This is a genomic window from Thioalkalivibrio versutus (assembly GCF_001020955.1).
Lineage (GTDB): Bacteria > Pseudomonadota > Gammaproteobacteria > Ectothiorhodospirales > Ectothiorhodospiraceae > Thioalkalivibrio > Thioalkalivibrio versutus.
This window is the reverse complement of sequence record NZ_CP011367.1, coordinates 1,786,071-1,801,774: the sequence shown is the minus strand read 5'-3', so window position 1 is coordinate 1,801,774 and position 15,704 is coordinate 1,786,071. Positions and strand designations below refer to the sequence as shown.

General features: G+C 64.5%; 13 protein-coding genes and 1 tRNA gene. 6 read left to right on the top strand and 8 right to left on the bottom strand.

Translation table 11 applies throughout. From position 1 onward, the window contains the following. Positions 1 to 28: 28 nt before the first annotated feature. The 4 genes from TVD_RS08350 to TVD_RS08335 form a co-directional block, all read right to left on the bottom strand. Positions 29 to 1,003, bottom strand: coding sequence for a PstS family phosphate ABC transporter substrate-binding protein (locus TVD_RS08350; protein ID WP_018145418.1), 975 nt, complete (start codon positions 1,001 to 1,003; stop codon positions 29 to 31). A gap of 300 nt (positions 1,004 to 1,303) precedes the next feature. Continuing rightward, positions 1,304 to 2,626: a phosphate regulon sensor histidine kinase PhoR gene (phoR, locus tag TVD_RS08345; protein ID WP_047251345.1), complete on the bottom strand. Its 1,323-nt coding sequence runs from the start codon at positions 2,624 to 2,626 to the stop codon at positions 1,304 to 1,306. A 15-nt stretch (positions 2,627 to 2,641) separates the two neighbouring features. Next, positions 2,642 to 3,331 carry a phosphate regulon transcriptional regulator PhoB gene (gene phoB / locus TVD_RS08340; RefSeq protein WP_018145420.1) on the bottom strand — a complete coding sequence of 230 codons (690 nt, stop codon included), beginning with the start codon at positions 3,329 to 3,331 and terminating at the stop codon, positions 2,642 to 2,644. Between the two features lie 146 nt (positions 3,332 to 3,477). Continuing rightward, positions 3,478 to 4,263 carry a 3',5'-cyclic-nucleotide phosphodiesterase gene (locus TVD_RS08335; RefSeq protein WP_018176571.1) on the bottom strand — a complete coding sequence of 262 codons (786 nt, stop codon included), beginning with the start codon at positions 4,261 to 4,263 and terminating at the stop codon, positions 3,478 to 3,480. A gap of 251 nt (positions 4,264 to 4,514) precedes the next feature. On the opposite strand from TVD_RS08335, the gene TVD_RS08330 reads away from it, so the two are divergent. Next, positions 4,515 to 4,590: transfer RNA gene (locus TVD_RS08330), tRNA-Ala, on the top strand. 1,234 nt (positions 4,591 to 5,824) lie between these two features. Here TVD_RS08330 and TVD_RS08325 read toward each other — a convergent pair. Next, positions 5,825 to 6,028 (bottom strand): helix-turn-helix transcriptional regulator, encoded by a 204-nt coding sequence (locus tag TVD_RS08325; RefSeq protein ID WP_018176572.1) that lies wholly within the window; start codon positions 6,026 to 6,028, stop codon positions 5,825 to 5,827. 554 nt (positions 6,029 to 6,582) lie between these two features. Here TVD_RS08325 and TVD_RS08320 point away from each other — a divergent pair. Further along, positions 6,583 to 6,969, top strand: a complete 387-nt coding sequence (locus tag TVD_RS08320; RefSeq protein ID WP_047251946.1) for a hypothetical protein — start codon at positions 6,583 to 6,585, stop codon at positions 6,967 to 6,969. 715 nt (positions 6,970 to 7,684) lie between these two features. Here TVD_RS08320 and TVD_RS14250 read toward each other — a convergent pair. Continuing rightward, positions 7,685 to 8,862, bottom strand: a protein-coding gene (locus TVD_RS14250; protein ID WP_156167534.1) for an IS3 family transposase whose coding sequence is annotated in 2 segments (ribosomal slippage) — positions 7,685 to 8,595 and positions 8,595 to 8,862 — 1,179 coding nt in all. Because the reading frame shifts where the segments join, the coding sequence is not laid out codon by codon here. Between the two features lie 309 nt (positions 8,863 to 9,171). Continuing rightward, the gene (gene lexA, locus TVD_RS08300; RefSeq protein ID WP_047251342.1) at positions 9,172 to 9,816 is read right to left on the bottom strand and encodes a transcriptional repressor LexA; all 645 of its coding nucleotides are present in this window, start codon (positions 9,814 to 9,816) and stop codon (positions 9,172 to 9,174) included. A 105-nt stretch (positions 9,817 to 9,921) separates the two neighbouring features. Here lexA and TVD_RS08295 point away from each other — a divergent pair, with 105 nt between their 5' ends. The 3 genes from TVD_RS08295 to TVD_RS08285 are packed head-to-tail and all read left to right on the top strand — an operon-like array spanning position 9,922 to position 14,274. Beyond that, on the top strand, positions 9,922 to 12,357 hold the full coding sequence (locus TVD_RS08295; RefSeq protein WP_047251341.1) for a DEAD/DEAH box helicase: 2,436 nt from the start codon (positions 9,922 to 9,924) through the stop codon (positions 12,355 to 12,357). Continuing rightward, on the top strand, positions 12,344 to 13,594 hold the full coding sequence (locus TVD_RS08290; RefSeq protein WP_047251340.1) for a ribonuclease H-like domain-containing protein: 1,251 nt from the start codon (positions 12,344 to 12,346) through the stop codon (positions 13,592 to 13,594). Before TVD_RS08295 ends, TVD_RS08290 begins: the two co-directional genes overlap by 14 nt. 11 nt (positions 13,595 to 13,605) lie before the next feature. Then, the gene (locus tag TVD_RS08285; protein WP_047251339.1) at positions 13,606 to 14,274 is read left to right on the top strand and encodes an SOS response-associated peptidase; all 669 of its coding nucleotides are present in this window, start codon (positions 13,606 to 13,608) and stop codon (positions 14,272 to 14,274) included. A 191-nt stretch (positions 14,275 to 14,465) separates the two neighbouring features. On the opposite strand, the gene TVD_RS08280 is transcribed toward TVD_RS08285, so the two are convergent. Next, the gene (locus tag TVD_RS08280; RefSeq protein WP_156167567.1) at positions 14,466 to 14,801 is read right to left on the bottom strand and encodes an MbcA/ParS/Xre antitoxin family protein; all 336 of its coding nucleotides are present in this window, start codon (positions 14,799 to 14,801) and stop codon (positions 14,466 to 14,468) included. A 348-nt stretch (positions 14,802 to 15,149) separates the two neighbouring features. Between TVD_RS08280 and TVD_RS08275 the strand changes: the two genes are divergently transcribed. Beyond that, positions 15,150 to 15,683: an outer membrane protein gene (locus TVD_RS08275; RefSeq protein WP_420804903.1), complete on the top strand. Its 534-nt coding sequence runs from the start codon at positions 15,150 to 15,152 to the stop codon at positions 15,681 to 15,683. Positions 15,684 to 15,704 lie beyond the last annotated feature (21 nt).

Genomic DNA, 15,704 nt, shown 5'->3' with positions numbered 1-15,704 from the left:
TTCCCTGGGCGCGGGTACTGCGCCCGGTTTATTCCAGACCGAGGTTCTTGCGCTCGCGCTCGGCGACCGTGGCCGGCAGCGGGATGAAGCCATCACGCACCACGACTTCCTGGCCTTCCTTCGACAGCACCATCTTCAGGAACTCGGCGGCGCGCGGGGTCAGGCCGTCTTCCGGGTGCTTGTTGACCATCACGTAGAGGAAGCGGGCCAGCGGGTAGTCACCGGAGGCGGCGTTCTCGCCGTTCGGCTCGAAGTAGTTGCCTTCTTCGGTGCCCAGCGGGATGGCGCGCACACCCGAGGTGGAGTATCCGATGCCGGAGTACCCGATGCCGTTCAGGGACTCGGAGACGCCCTGAACCACCGAGGCGGAACCCGGCTGTTCGTTGATGGCGTTCTTGAAGTCACCATCGCACAGGGCGTGCTGGCGGAAGTAGCCGTAGGTGCCGGAGACGGCGTTACGGCTGTACAGGGTGATGTCACGGTTGGCCCACGAGCCTTCCAGCCCGAGCTGGCCCCAGCGGGTGATGTCCTCGGCACCGCCGCAGCGGCGGGTGGAGGAGAAGACCGCGTCGACCTGATCGATGCTCATGCCTTCGATCGGGTTGTCGCGGTTCACGAACACGGCGATGGTGTCGATGGCGACCGGCACGGCGGTCATCTCGTAGCCGTGGCGCTGTTCGAACTCGGCATGTTCGCTGTCACGCGGCATGCGCGACATCGGGCCGAAGTCGGCTGTGCCTTCGGTCAGGGCGGGCGGGGCGGTGGAGGTGCCGGCACCCTGGATCTGGACGTTCACGTTCGGGTAGAAGCCCTGGAATTCTTCCGCCCACAGGGTCATGAGGTTGTTCAGGGTGTCGGAACCGATGCTCGACAGGTTGCCGGAGATGCCGGAGACCGTCTCGTAGGCCGGGATGTCGGCATCGACTTCAGCCGCGGCGGTCAGCGGGGCGATGGCGAGGGCTGTGGCCGTGGCCAGCGCGAGGATGCTTCGCTTCAACAACATGGGTGTACTCCCTTGGGCTTGCTTGAGGTTTTCAAGGCCGAGTGGCTCGGTCCTTGATGACGAATTATCGGGAGCGGTGCTTGCAGTTGCGTGACGCGCATGTGACAGCCGCGTGACATCTGGCCCGGTAGGGATGGGGCCGGGTTCGTGGGGGGTGATTACTTCGTTGCGTTTGCAATGACGGGTATTGGTATAGGTCATTGCGAGGAGCGAAGCGACGCGAAAATCGGTCCGAAAGGCCCATGGGTTCGGGGCGTTTGCGGACGATTGCCACGGGCCCTGCGGGCCCTCGCAATGACGTTAGTTGGAGGGGCCGGATGGTTCGGCGCGGCGGATACGGGCCAGGGGGAACAGGCAGGTGAAGCGGCTGCCGCGGCCGACCTGGCTCTCGATGGCGAGGTGGCCTTCGTGGCGGGCGAGGACGTGCTTGACGATGGCCAGGCCCAGGCCTGTCCCGCCGCGCGACTGGGTGCGTCCGGCATCCACGCGATAGAAACGTTCGGTCAGGCGCCCGAGGTGATGGCTGGCGATGCCGGGCCCGGTGTCCTCGACGCTCAGGCGTGCGCCGTCGTCGTCGACCCGCCAGCGCAGGGTGATGGTGGTCCCGCCAGGGGTGTACTTCACGGCATTGAACAGCAGGTTGGCGCAGGCCGAGCGCAGTTCGTCCGGGTTGCCCTGGAACTCCAGTTTGGGGTCGGCGTCCAGCACGATCGCGTGCGCTTCCGTGCCGGAAAGGATGCGTGCCTCGTCCGTCAGCTTCTGGAATAGTGGGAACGGGTTGAACCAGTCCTGCGGGCCGGTGGTTTCACCGGTCTCCAGGCGTGAGAGCAGCAGCAGGTCGTCCACCAGCAGTTTCATGCGCTCGGACTGTTCGCGCAGCATCTGGACCGAACGCGCGAGCTGAGGTTGGTCCTCCAGTTCGTCTTCCAGGCTCTCGGTGACGCCGTAGAGTACGGTCAGCGGCGTGCGCAGCTCGTGCGAGACGTTGGCGATGAAGTCGCGGCGCATGACCTCCAGGCGGTGCAGGTGGGTGGTGTCCCGGGCCAGCAGCAGGTACTGCGCGTCGCCATAGGGGAGCATGCGCATCTCCAGTTGGCGTTCGCTGTCCAGGGGGGAGGGCACGGTCACCCGCGCGAGGGACTCGCGGGCACGTTCCATGAACGTCAGGAACTCCGGGTGGCGCAGGAGATGGGTAATGCGCTGGCCCTCGTCGCGCGGCCAGTGGAGCCCGAGCAGCTGGCAGGACATGTCGTTCAGCCACTCGATGCGCAGGTCATCGTTCAGGACCACTACCGCGTCGGGCATGGCCTTCGCCGAGTCCCGGTAGCGCTCCAGCAGCTGGCGCAACCGATGCACGCGGTTCTCGTGGCGTCTGCGGCGGCGGTAGAGGTGGTCGAAGATCACGCCCCACAGGCCGCGCACGTCCGGTGGGTCGGCACGGCCGCCCCGGCGCAGCCAGGTCTCCAGCCACAGCAGGTTGGCGATGTTCCAGGCCAGTGCAGCCCCAAGCAGAAACGCCAGGGTGGGCCAGAACTGGCCGGTGGCCCAGCCAAGCGCCAGGAGCGGCAGCGCGATCAGCAGGCTGGTAATGAGGATGTCGGGCCAGGTCTTGCGGGGCTGCACGGGGACCGCCGAAGGTCAGGGAAGTTGCGAGAAACGGTACCCTGAACCACGCACGGTTTGCACCAGGTGGTCATGCCCGGTGTCGGCCAGCGCCTTGCGCAGGCGGCGGATGTGAACATCCACCGTGCGTTCCTCCACATAGACGTTGGTGCCCCAGACCTTGTCCAGCAGCTGTTCGCGGCTGAACACCCGATCCTGATGGGTCATGAAGAAGTGCAGCAAGTTGTACTCGGTCGGGCCCATGCTGATGGCCGCGCCGTTGCCGGTGATGCGATGCGAGACGGGATCCAGACGCAGGCCCTCGATCTCGATCGGTTCCTCGCTGGTGGTGGGCGAGGTGCGGCGCAGCACGGCCTTCATGCGCGCGACCAGCTCGCGCGGCGAGAACGGTTTGGTTACGTAGTCGTCGGCGCCGACATCCAGGCCGCGCACGCGGTCTTCTTCCTCGCCGCGGGCAGTCAGCATGATCAGCGGGATGTCCTTGGTGACGGGGCTGGTCTTGAGCGTACGCGCCCAGTCGATGCCGCTGATGTCCGGCAGCATCCAGTCCAGCAGGATCAGATCCGGCGGGTCTTCCAGCAGGAGGGATTTTGCCGAGCGGACATCTCCCGCCTCGCGGACCTCGTAGCCCGCCTTCTGGAACGGCACCTGCAGCATCTCGCGGATCGCTGCATCATCTTCCACCAGCAGAATTCGAGTGGCCATGGCCCCGTCTCGTGATTACCTGGTCCGCATTAGATAACAGGGATGTTACAGGCGTGTGAACGGGAGGTGGTGCGGTGGCAACCAGCCTGTGGCGTGTTCGGGCGGCTCGCGACCGATCGCCGTGGATGACGAGCGATGAGTAGCCGCTAAGGGTGGGCGCCGAGTTCGAAGCGTTCGTCGCCGTGCAGGAAAATCATGCCGTCGTGGTGCGGCGAGCGGGCGAGCTGCTGGCGGATGGCCTGTTCGTGGCCGGGCTTGAGATGGGTAATGGCAATGCGCGGGCGGTGCTGCAGTTGCGCCAGGTCCTCGCCCAGGTGCTGCGGGGTGTAGTGCTTGGCCAGGTCCGCCATGCCCTCCATCTCGTCTGGGAGGCCGGTCTCGATCATCAGCAGATCGAGGTGGGGCAGGGCGTTCAGCGCGGGCCAGAGCAGGTGCGAGGAGGTGGTGTCGCCGCTGAAGGCGAAGGCGGCCCCGTCGCTGTTGGTGACGCTGTAGCCGACCGCGGGCACGGTATGGCGGGCGGGCAGCACCTGGATCTCGCGATGTTCCACCGCGATGCTGTGACCGGGTTGCAGCGACTCCAGGCGGATCAAGGGCTGATCGGGCCGTGGCAGACGGGTGAAGTCCGGCCAGATCACCCAGTTGAAGACGTGATCGCACAGGGCCTTGAGTGTTGCCGGGAGGCCGTGAACGTGGACGGGCGGGGCATCCGGGCTGTAGACCATGTCCGCCAGCATCGGGAGGAAGGCGATATGGTCCAGGTGCGAGTGGGTCAGGAAGACATGGCGAATGCGCCGCAGCTCCTCCAGGGTCAGATCGCCCACGCCACTGCCCGCGTCGATAAGGATGTCGTTATCGATGAGGATGGATGTGGTACGCCGGCCCGGGCCAATCCCGCCACTGGCGCCAAGGATGCGAACGGACAAACTCATGTCGGACAGTATATCGAGCGAGCAGCGGGCCGTCGTGTGGCCAGACCCGCGAGCCAGAGGCTGGGGTCGGTCGCCCCGGGTCGTTGGAGGTGGGTGACGGACATGCCCTAATGCTAGACCGGGTCCAGGCCCAAGTTCCGTGACGTGCGGCGCGAAAAGGTGATCCCGAGGCACGGCGGGGCGTCTCGCGAATCTTGTGCGGGCGGGGCTTCCCGCCACCCGGTGGAGTTGCTAGAATGCGCGTCCTGTTTGGGGCGGTAGCTCAGCTGGGAGAGCGTCGCGTTCGCAATGCGAAGGTCGGGAGTTCGATCCTCCTCCGCTCCACCAAACACCCCAGAAAATCAGGAAGTTATAGGGCAAAAAACGCCGTATATACCATCCTGTGTGCCATTCTTAGGAACGGTAGGCCCCGCCGGTAAATTACTGGCGGGGCTTTCTTTTTTGGGCCCTACGCTTCCCGAGGCACGAAAACAGGGCCAACAGGTAAAAATCGGCATAGACGCCCCGTCCGACTTGTAGATTCTGCTGGACCACCTCGCAGACGACACGGCCGAAGTGCTGGACACATAGACAAAACAGACCCTGGCCATATACGAAACCGGGGTCGGCCGAGCGCAAGAGGCATACCCGTGGCGCCAAACGGGGGGTACGTGCTCGACCGGGCTGCGGGCAGATCCACGGCCGCCCTGTATTCGCAATGCCTCTTTGCCCTTTCCCGCAGGTTCCTATCGGTCAGCGTAGTTGTCACCAGATCCAAGCAGTCGTAGTGACTCTGCTCCGCGCTATCGGATAGCGGTTCTAAGTCCTGCGTGGCCGGGGCTTCCTCTTTCACCCCTGAAGCACTGACCCAAGTGAAAGGGGCGCGTCAGCAGCAGGTCGGTGATGCGGCGGTTGAAGCTTACGACCATACCGTTGGTCTGGGGCCCCTTGGGGGCGGATCAGACGGCGGTCGATGTCGTTCTCGGCACACAGCCGGTCGCAGGGATGCTCCCCGCCGGCTTCCGCTCTCGGGCGGCGCCAAAGCGACCAGTAGATTTCTTTCGGTCCTCGTTCAAGGCATGGCTCATATGGCAAGGAGCGTTGCACAGCCGCTTTTTCGGAATGCCTGTCGCGGCCTCGGCACTCTGCGAGCCCTCTGGAGCGCCAGATAGACCAAGCGACTGGCGCGGTGGATGGCGATGCACTGATAGCCGGACGATGGTCGGCCATCTGGGGTATGTGTCTGAGGCCCAGGTGCAAAGCCTGGGATAAATTGCCGAAACGGCTCGTGCGTCGTCTCCGCGGCCTCCTCGGGCTACGTCCCCCGCAGGGCTCGCAGTGTGCCCACGCCCTGTCGGGGCGAGTAGTCGGCCAGGGCCGCCCACCGGGTACCAACTCACACGCCACGAACACCAAGCCATCCAGGGACAGCGAGCCAGTTGGGGTCGCTTACGTGGATGGAGCTTCACGCCCCTCTCCCAGCATCTCTGGCGCGCCTCACGCGTCCGAATGACGCGTGCTCGCCGTGATGCCTGCCCACGCCGTTTGCAACCACGCGTGCCCCAACACTTTAGTGCCCTGATCACTCTGCATCTTGGTTGGCAGGCAGCTTATCGATCCAGCGTTCAATGCTGGAGAGGCGCCATCTGACGCACCGAGCGCTGATTCGACGGGGAGCCGGAAAGGCATCGCGCTGGAGCAATCGATAGATCGACGCTCGCGACAGGCGTGTCATGTCGCATACGTCGCGGATGGTGATTAGCGTGTCGATTTGTTTCGTATCCATTTTCGCTTTCCTTTTCGTATCTTTGGGCTTTCCTTGGCTTTCTCGGCTTCTCCCTGGATCTAGGGCTGACCGTTGATACGCGTACTACCGTGCCCGATTTCGATTAATTCTGCACAGGTCGTTTTTCACGTAGTGCGGCTGACGCGCACAGTGGTCTCTGAGAGCCTTCAGTCTTTTCGTCTCCTTGGGGTTCTAGACCTGACAAGAAATGGACAGTCAGGATTACTCGGATACGTTGGTCTCGTCCTGCCCGTCTGGCATGGACGAGACCAACAATCACGAGGGATAGCGATATGAAGACATATAGGTTCCAAACAGCTCCAGCGACTATTGGGATGGGGCCATCCGCCGGCTGGTGGCGCAGCTATAGAGTGGCGTTGAGCGATGGCCGGTCGATTTTCATCAACGCCTCATCGAGTCACGATCACATGCTCTATGACCTATCCAGTGGGGTGAGTTCTGACATCTTCGCGCAACGGATATGCGCACTCCTTGGGCTGGACTATCGGCCCTGCAGTTGCACGGTGCGGAAATTGGGTTCGGGGTCAGCCTCGATGCTGATAGAGGCTTCAGTAATCGAGCAAAGGGTCGATCTCGTTGTCAGCGAGATTGATCCGACCTTGGTTTCCGGCGAGACCTACGCACTTTGGGGGTTAGCGGCGGTTATAGCAGAAGTGTACGTGGAGCGGGCCCTCCACGAGATCGGCCAGGAGATTACCAGCTTCCGCATGCCTGATGCGGAAGCTAAGGAGATACTGGAATCCGCGCTGGTGGTATGTCTGCGCTCGGTGGCGCGCGAGTGGGAAGGGAGCCCCAGTGGAGATCTAGCCGCTGCGGTGCACTCTGCTGTGACCGGGGATTGGGTGCTCCGCGATGCTATGTCGTCGGTTGCTGCCGATTACGTCCGGGCGCAGCAGGAGCTAATCGATGCAATGGCATGAGGCGGAATGGATATTGGGGTCGCTCGAAGCGTCCACCGCGGTGGGGATCGACTACGACGGACGAGTGATACACGCCATAGCGGTGATGACTCCGAGTGGGTATGAGTGGTATCGGTACTCGAAGGAACCAAGGATAGAGGATATGCGGCGATGTCTATGGCGGGCTGCCACACGATGGAGCCGACCAGATGTGCCGCGGGACACGATCGATCGGGCGATGTGGTTAGCGGAATACGAATTGGGCCGCGGAATCCACGCGATGCCATTGGCCTATGGCTTCGTTGCGCTCCACCGTCGACTTCTTTTCGCTGACAGCCCCGCTGAGGTCTAAGGCCTCGGATTGGGTATTTCGGGCAAGGGAACTGACCCCGGGTTCTGTCCACTGTATTAACTATTTGGAATGATGACCCATCATTCACCTTAGGGATTCGGCGGACCATCCGTAGCCTAGCCACCCCGAATGTGCTCAACTTCCAACATTCCACTTAGCGCTAAATGGAATGTTGGAAGGTTTTTCCCTTGTCTCAACTTCCCCATCTCTGCTATGACACAGCGGTCATCATTCCACTTAGGGTTAAGTGGAATGATGACCGCTGTGTCATTTCTATCCGCCCGGGAATCCGCAAGGGGAGGAGCGATCATCATTCCATTTAGCGCTAAGTGGAATGATGATCGCTGTGTCATTTCCATGCTACTCGATCGCATCCTGTGGTGGTCAAGTGATTTCGGACACCGCGTTAGGTGGATTGGCTGCCGTTGGTTGCTCGTAGACGCTGGGAGGCAGGTAGCCCAGCGTCGAGTGGATGCGAACGGTGTTGTAGAACCGAGCGATGTAGTCCGCGATATCCCGCCGCGCCTCGCCGTGGTTCGAGTAGCGGCGCTGCCAGACGCGTTCCGTCTTGAGGCTCAGGAAGAAGCGTTCGACGACGGCATTGTCCCAGCAGTTACCCCGGCGACTCATGCTCGCCTGGATCTGGTGCCGGGCCAGCAACCGCCGCCAGGCGGCGCTGGTGTATTGGCAGCCCTGGTCGGAGTGCAGCAGCAGTCCCCGCTCCGGTTGGCGCTGCTCCAGCGCCATGCGCAGGGCCTCGCAGGTCAGGCTCGCCGGCATCTGCCGATCGAGGGCCCAACCGATGACCTTGCGCGAGTACAGGTCGAGGATGACCGCCAGGTAGCTCCAGCCGGTGGCGGTTGGGATATAGGTGATGTCGGACGCCCACGCCTGGTTCGGTCCGGCCGGGGTGAACTCGCGGTTGAGATGGTTTTCGGCGACAGGGGCCCTGTCGTCGCGTTGCGTGGTGGTCACGAAGCGCCGCCGCCAGACGGGCCGCAGGCCGCGCTCGCGCATCAGCGTCCGCACCCGGTAACGGCCCACGACGGTGCCATCCGCCTGTAAGGCTTTTGCCAGACGCCGGCTGCCGTAGGTTCGCCCGGAAGCCGCGAACACGCGCTCGAGGTGAGCGCCAGCGGCGCAGGGCACGCTTGGATGTTCGGCCCGCGCCCGCGCCGCGTAATAGCCGGCCCGGCTCACTCCCAGCAGCCGACAAAGACGATGGACAGGGCCTTCTCCGCTCAACCGCGTGATGCAGCGATGCATCACTTCAGTTCCCGGGCGAAGAAGGCCGACGCTTTTTTTAGAAGCTCCTTGTCCTCCTTCAACCGCCGGTTCTCCTCCTCGAGCTGGCGGATCCGTTGCTGTTCCGCCGTGAGCGGCCGACCCTCGCCCGGTTGTCCCGTGCGCTCCGCCTTGAGTTGATCGACCCAGCGGCGAACGGCCGTCTCGCCTAGATCCTGATCCCGGCATACGACCGAGACCTTCAGGCCGTCATCGACCACCATCCGGGCCACGCGCTCCTTGTATTCGCTTGAAAAACTTCGGCGCTTGCGTGCCATGGTTGTTCTCCTCGTCCAGGGGGTATCGTCCCACCTAACGAGGTGTCCATGGAAATTAGACCAGCTCATCCAAGGGGCAGAACTTTCATCATTCCATTTAGCGCTAAGTGGAAACATGGAAGCTCTGCCCCTTAAGTGAGAATCATTGACAAGCCTGTTTCGCGGCCGCGAAACGGACTCTTCCGGGCGTCGCAAGCCCTATGCCCGGATCGCGTTTCGCGGCCGCGAAACAGATGCCTCGCAACCAATTTTGGTGTGGGATCCGACCAGTTTCGCGGCCGCGAAACTCAGACGCAGGCAGGGAACAAATTAGGCCGAGTAACGCCGCATTAGTCCGACGAGTACCCCTTGGATTTGCAGCTGTTCAGGGACGAGGGTGAGCGGAGGATACGCTGGGTTCGCTGCGTGCAGCAGGACCTGTTCTGGCGTTTGCTCGATGCGCTTTAGGGTGGCTTCTTCGCCATCGATCAGGGTGACGACGATCTCGCCGTTGCGGGCATGGCTGCGCGACTCGATCACCACCCAGTCGCCGTCGAGGATGCCGGCGTCCTGCATGGAGTCGCCCTTTACCTCGAGGACATAGCACTCGCCACGCGCGCGGAGGGCCGGCGGTACCTCCACGGGTTCGGGGTTCGCCAGCGCCTCGATCGGCTGGCCCGCTGCGATGCGGCCCAGAAGAGGCAGGGTGCCGGAGCCCCATGAGCCGGGTCCCGTCGTGCCTTCGTCGACAGGCGAATCCAGTACGTCATCGGCCAACCGGATGCCTCGATGGCGTCCCTGGGCGGGCTTTACGTAGCCCGCGGCCTCCAGGGCGCGAATGTGCTTGTGCAGGGACCCGCGTGAGCGGAGACCCAGGGTCTCGGCCAACTCGTCCAGACTTGGCGCGTGCCCCTCGGCCGCGAAGCGCTGCAGGGCCTCGAGCACCCGACGCTGGTGCGGGGTCAGTGCCTCCATGGCATCCGTTCTCCAGGATCGTCATCGCACAGGGCAGAGAACAATGTTCTCCGTTTGTTCTCCGAGCTATGATCGCCACTGTACGGCTCCCGCGAGAAGATTGCCATGACCGAACCGGCGCGCGTCCTCCCCGAAGTCCCCGAACCCGAGCTGCGCACGGAACGCCCGGTCACAGAAGGGGGTGCGCGGCGCCTGGTTGAGCGCATCAAGGAACGTTACGCCAAGCGCATCACCGGTGAGCTGGTCCTGCCGGCGCGCCCCGCCCAGTACGCCGATCTGCCCGCCGATCTTGACCCGGCCATTGCCGGCGCGCTCCGATCCCGGGGCGTCGAGCAGCTCTACAGCCATCAGCGCGCCGCCTGGGACCAGATCCGCGCCGGACAACACACGGTGGTCGTGACCCCGACCGCGTCCGGCAAGACGCTTTGTTACAACCTTCCGGTTCTCCAGGCGGCCCGCGAGAACAAGGCCAAGGCGTTGTACCTGTTTCCCACGAAGGCGCTGTCGCAGGACCAGGTGGCAGAGCTTATGGAGCTCAACGAGGCCGGGGACCTGGGAGTCCGCGCCTACACGTTCGACGGTGATACCCCGGGGGATGCCCGCAAGGCGGTGCGCACCCGTGGCGATATCGTCGTCACCAACCCGGACATGCTCCACCAGGGCGTCCTGCCGCACCACACCAAGTGGGCCCAGTTTTTCGAGAGCCTGCAGTACGTGGTGATCGACGAGACCCACACCTATCGGGGCGTGTTCGGATCGCACGTGGCGAACGTCATGCGGCGGCTGCGCCGGATCTGTCGCTTCTATGGCGCGGACCCGGTGTTCATCATGAGCTCGGCGACCATCGCCAACCCGGAGGAACTGGCCTCGGGCCTGATCGGGGAACCGGTCACGGCGATCACCGAGAGCGGGGCGCCGGCGGGGGAGCGCCATCTTCTGCTGTGGAACCCGCCGGTGGTCAACGCGGATCTCGGCATCCGCGCCTCGGCCCGATCCCAGGTCACGCGGATCGCGCGCATGGCCCTGCGCGGCAAGCTCACCACCATCATCTTTGCGCGCACGCGGCTGATGGTCGAGGTGATTACCCGCTACATGAAGGACGTGTTCGACAACGACCCGCGCAAGGCCTCGCGGGTCGCCGCGTATCGGGGCGGCTATCTGCCCAACGAGCGGCGCCAGACGGAGAAGGCCCTGCGCAGCGGCAACGTGGACTGCGTGATCGCCACCTCCGCGCTGGAGCTGGGCGTGGACATCGGCAGCCTGGATGTCTGCCTGCTGACCGGGTACCCCGGAACCATCGCCAGCACCTGGCAGCGCCTGGGCCGCGCGGGCCGGCGCAACCGCCCGTCGCTGGGGGTGCTGGTCGCCAGTTCCGATCCGCTGGATCAGTACATCATCCGCAACCCGGAGTTCTTTCTGGGCCAGTCGCCGGAGCAGGCCCGGATCGCGCCGGATCAGCTCCTGATCCTGCTGGACCATGTGCGCTGCGCCGCCTTCGAGCTGCCCTTTCGCAAGGGCGAGACCTTCGGTGGCGAGGATCTGGAGGCGTTGTTGGCGTATCTGGAGGAGCAGGGCGTGCTGCACCGCGAGTCCGACACCTGGCACTGGACCGAGGACAGCTATCCCGCCCAGAGCGTCAGCCTGCGTTCCGTCGCCGAGGGCAACTTCGTGGTGGTGGATACGACCGAAGGCCAGCAGCAGATCATCGCCGAGGTGGACTTCTCCAGCGCGGCCGAGACCCTCTACGAGGGCGCGATCTACCTGGTGCAGGCCGTGCCCTATCAGGTCGAACGCCTCGACTGGACCGGGCGCAAGGCGTTCGTCACGCGCACCCGCGCCGACTACTACACCGACGCCATCGACTACACGCGTCTCAAGATCCTCGACGACTTCGAGCGCGCGCCCGCCGGCCAGGGCGAGGCGGCCCGTGGCGAGGTCCACATCGTCCGGCGCATCCCGGGCTACAAGAAGATCCGCTACTACACCCACGAGAACATCGGGTACGGCAACATCCACCTGCCGGACCAGGAGATGCACACCACCGCCGTCTGGTGGCAGATGGCCCCCGAGGCCCTGGAGCAGCGCTTCGCATCCCGCCACGAGGCCCTGGATGGGTTTCTCGGTGCGGCTTACGCCATGCATCACGTGGCGGCGCTGGTGGTGATGTCCGAGCCGCAGGATCTGGGCCGGGCGGTCGGCGATGGCGATGCGCGCTGGTTTGCGACCGTGGGATCGAACGGCCGCGGCCAGTTGCGCACCCTCGATGGGGGCGAGTGCGATCCGGAGCAGGAAGGCCGGTTCCGCCCGGCCGTGTTCCTGTACGACCACTATCCCGGCGGCGTCGGGCTGTCGGCACCGCTGTTCGACAACCGGGGCCGGGTCATTCGCGATGCACTGAGCCTGATCCGGCAGTGCGACTGCGCTCACGGTTGTCCGGGTTGCATCGGTCCGATCCTGGCGAGCGACGAGGTACGCGGGTTTTCGCCGAAACAGGCCGCGATCACGGTCCTCGAAGGCCTGGAATCCCATGGGGCTGCATGATCGACTGAATACCCTGCGCCGCCAGGCGGGCAGTGATCCGCCGGCGCCCGGCCGAACTTCAGCCGAGGCGCACGCCCCGGCGTCCGAACCGGCATCCGGCAACGTGCTGGACGAGATCCGGGCGCGACTGGACCGGATGGGCGTCGCGGGAACGGGGCGTACCCGCGCAAACCCGCCACCCTCCAGTGCCGTCGTTCGCCCCGATGAACTGGCGAAGCGCCTGAACGGCGAGCTCATCGACGAGCATCTGGTCCGGGTTGATCGCATCATCGCGGCGAGCCACGCCCATGGACGCCACACGCTCGAACTCGCCCGCGAACCGGCGAGCCCTTTCTGGTCATCTGACCAGCGGGTCGGTTTCATCGACACCGAGACCACGGGTCTCGCCGGCGGTGCCGGCACCGTCGCCTTCATGGTGGGATTGGCGACGCTAGAGGGAGGCCAGGTCCGCCTGCGCCAGTGGTTGATGACCGCGTTCGCGGGGGAGGGGGCGCTGCTGGCCGCCGTGGACGCGGCCCTTTGCGACTGTGACCATCTGGTCAGCTACAACGGCAAGACCTTCGATCTGCCGTTATTGCGGGATCGCCGCCGCATGCAGCGCCGACCCGATGCCCCCGAGACCGCGCACACCGATTTCCTTCACCCGGTGCGTAGCCTGTACGGGCACGCCTGGCCGGACTGTCGCCTGCGCACCGTCGAGGAACGCCTGCTCGGGCTCGACCGGCAGGACGACTTGCCGGGGTCCGAGGCCCCGTGGGCCTGGAAGGCCTATCTCAGCTTCGGGCGCAGTGAGGATCTCGAGCGCGTGGTCCAGCACAACACCGATGACATCCTCTCCCTCACGCTGCTGGGACCGGCGCTGGCCAGCGTCCTGGCGCAGCCCGTCGCCCATGAGGCGTCGGTCGAGGGCGCAGCACGCCTGATGGAGCGCCTCGATGGCCCCGCGGCGGCTCGTCGGCTGCTGGAAGGCCACCAAAAGAGCCTGTCGGCGCCGGGCCTGCTATGGCTCGCGCGCGAATGGCGGCGAGAGGGGCGATACGACCAGGCGGTGCCTGTTTGGGAATCGCTGGCCGAGCGGGGCGTTCAGGAGGCACTGGAGGCGCTGGCCAAGTACCACGAACACCAGCGTCGGGACTGGGAGCGGGCGCTCCGGTACGCCGAGCAACTGGAACCTGGACCTCGCGCCGATGGGCGTCTAGAAAGACTTCGAATGCGACATGAGGCGGCTACCCGGTAAGGCGATACCGAATGTGCGGACGATTTGCGCGCTACAGCGCGACCAGCGAGCTGGCCATGCGGTACTTCCAGGTGCCGGTGGACGAGGGATTCGATGCCCCTCGGTACAACGTTGCCCCGGGCACCGATATCGAGGCCTTTCGGGCGGGGGAGGAAACGCCGGCCGCGTTTCAGCCGATGCATTGGGGGTTCCGGCCCAAACGGGTAATGGATGGGCCGCAGCCCATCAACGCTCGCGCCGAGAAGGTCGCCACCAGCCCGTACTTCCGCAGTGCCTTCGCGGATCGGCGCTGCATCGTCCCGGCGGATGGCTGGTTCGAGTGGCAGAAGACCGGACAGGGCAAGCAGGCGCATTTCATCACGTTGACCGACGATGCGGCGCAGGACGTGCTGTTCCTGGCGGGCATCTGGGCGCCGACCGCGGACGGAGGGGCCTGCTGCGCGATCATCACCGAGCCTGCGTCCGAACACCTGGCGCATATCCACGACCGACAGCCACTCGCGCTCGACGCGGAATGCCGATGGGATTGGCTAGATCCCGAGATCACCGAGCGTGAGCAGGTCCGCCATATCACTCGCCGTATGCCGCCCTCCGCTTTGCGGGCGTATCCAGTTTCCACCCGAGTGAATCGTCCGGCGAATGACGATCGGTCCGTGCTTGACCCTGTAGATCCTGCCTAGTCCCCGGACGTAATTTTGGGGCGGGAGTTTCGCGGACGATTTATCGGCCGCTGCGCGGCCATCCCCACGGAACATGTTCTCTCGTTTGAGCATGGCACCCGGACAGACTTGCCCCTGCGGAAAAACGGGTACCTATCGTCATTGGCTCGACGGCGCGAGTGAAGCAGGCCGCGCCTTTGGCGGGTCGTCGGTTAGTGGGTTCGTGTCCGATCTAGGTACGTACGCACCATCAGCAAGCCCGGAAATCCGTACTCGACGATTATCTCGGCCGGCGTGAGCTGATCGAAAGCGCGGTTTCGGGTGCGGATCCACCGGTACGCCAGATCGCGTTCGTGCGGGAACATCAGACGTAAGGTCTTGTGTATGGCCAGCAGGTGCCCGGCCCGGTCCAGCATGTCCCGGTTCGCGGACAGCGGCTCGCCTTTGCGATAACGCGTCAGCCAGTGGCGAGAGGCTTTCGTCATCCCCAGCATGGCGAGCGATTCGTCTTCATCCAGCGCCCAGTGGTTGAACAGCGTGGTCACCATTCGGGCGAGTGCGCGGCGCTCGTTTGGAGATCGCTTGGGCATCATTGAAGGCATGTTCCCTTCTCCTTCGGTCACTTGGACAGCCTACATCTGAACCTGATGATCCATATCAGGGCGACACCTACCGTCGCATGTCCCGTGTAGCTTCGTGGCCTCGACTCCAGGGCAACCCGCACAAGGTTGCTCTGGGCCGTTTTTCTGGCGCGTTGCAGAGCGCGTATCCACGGCTATGAAGAGGAGCGGTACATGGTGCATTGGAAGGGACGAGGGGCGTCGGCCCTACTGGGCGGAGTGCTGTTGGTAGGGGCCGGTTCAGTGGCCCACGCGAGTGGTTTTGATGGCGGTTATGTGGGTGGTCAGATCGGTGGGGCCTCGTACGATGCGGATGTGGACCTGGACGGCGTCGCCAGCCTGTCGGGCCTGAGTGCCACGGGGTTCTCCGCCGGCTTTTTCGGGGGCTACGGTGTCGCCTCGGCGTCGGGCGTCTACACGGGGTTCGAACTCGATGTGATCGGTGAGAACGCCGATGCTGCAGCCCGCATTGAAGGCGAGGGCACTGCCTCGGTGGAGGCCCGCCACAGCATCGGGGGCAGTCTCCGCGTGGGCGGTCTCGTCAGCGACAACGTCCTGTTGTACGGCTCGCTTGGCTATCAGCACACCGAGTTCCGGGGACGTATCCGTGGGGCGGGTGTCAACAATGTTTCGGATACGGACGATGCGAGCGGCCCGCGCGTCGGTGCCGGTGTCGAGATCCAGGGCGACAGCGGCTGGTTCATGCGCGGCGAAGTGACCTATACCGCGTACAGCAGCGAGTCCTATGGCGATCTTGAGGTCGACCTGGGTGCGACCCGGGTCAATCTGGGTCTCGGCTATCGCTTCTGATGGCGTGGCGCCGATCTCGGC

What these genes read in the sequence shown, in the direction of transcription:
- TVD_RS08350 (WP_018145418.1), bottom strand. Translation starts at nt 1,003, where the DNA reads ATGTTGTTGAAGCGAAGCATCCTCGCGCTGGCCACGGCCACAGCCCTC.
- phoB (WP_018145420.1), bottom strand. Translation starts at nt 3,331, where the DNA reads ATGGCCACTCGAATTCTGCTGGTGGAAGATGATGCAGCGATCCGCGAG.
- TVD_RS08335 (WP_018176571.1), bottom strand. Translation starts at nt 4,263, where the DNA reads ATGAGTTTGTCCGTTCGCATCCTTGGCGCCAGTGGCGGGATTGGCCCG.
- TVD_RS08325 (WP_018176572.1), bottom strand. Translation starts at nt 6,028, where the DNA reads ATGGATACGAAACAAATCGACACGCTAATCACCATCCGCGACGTATGC.
- TVD_RS08320 (WP_047251946.1), top strand. Translation starts at nt 6,583, where the DNA reads ATGCTGATAGAGGCTTCAGTAATCGAGCAAAGGGTCGATCTCGTTGTC.
- lexA (WP_047251342.1), bottom strand. Translation starts at nt 9,816, where the DNA reads ATGGAGGCACTGACCCCGCACCAGCGTCGGGTGCTCGAGGCCCTGCAG.
- TVD_RS08295 (WP_047251341.1), top strand. Translation starts at nt 9,922, where the DNA reads ATGACCGAACCGGCGCGCGTCCTCCCCGAAGTCCCCGAACCCGAGCTG.
- TVD_RS08290 (WP_047251340.1), top strand. Translation starts at nt 12,344, where the DNA reads ATGGGGCTGCATGATCGACTGAATACCCTGCGCCGCCAGGCGGGCAGT.
- TVD_RS08285 (WP_047251339.1), top strand. Translation starts at nt 13,606, where the DNA reads ATGTGCGGACGATTTGCGCGCTACAGCGCGACCAGCGAGCTGGCCATG.
- TVD_RS08280 (WP_156167567.1), bottom strand. Translation starts at nt 14,801, where the DNA reads ATGGTGACCACGCTGTTCAACCACTGGGCGCTGGATGAAGACGAATCG.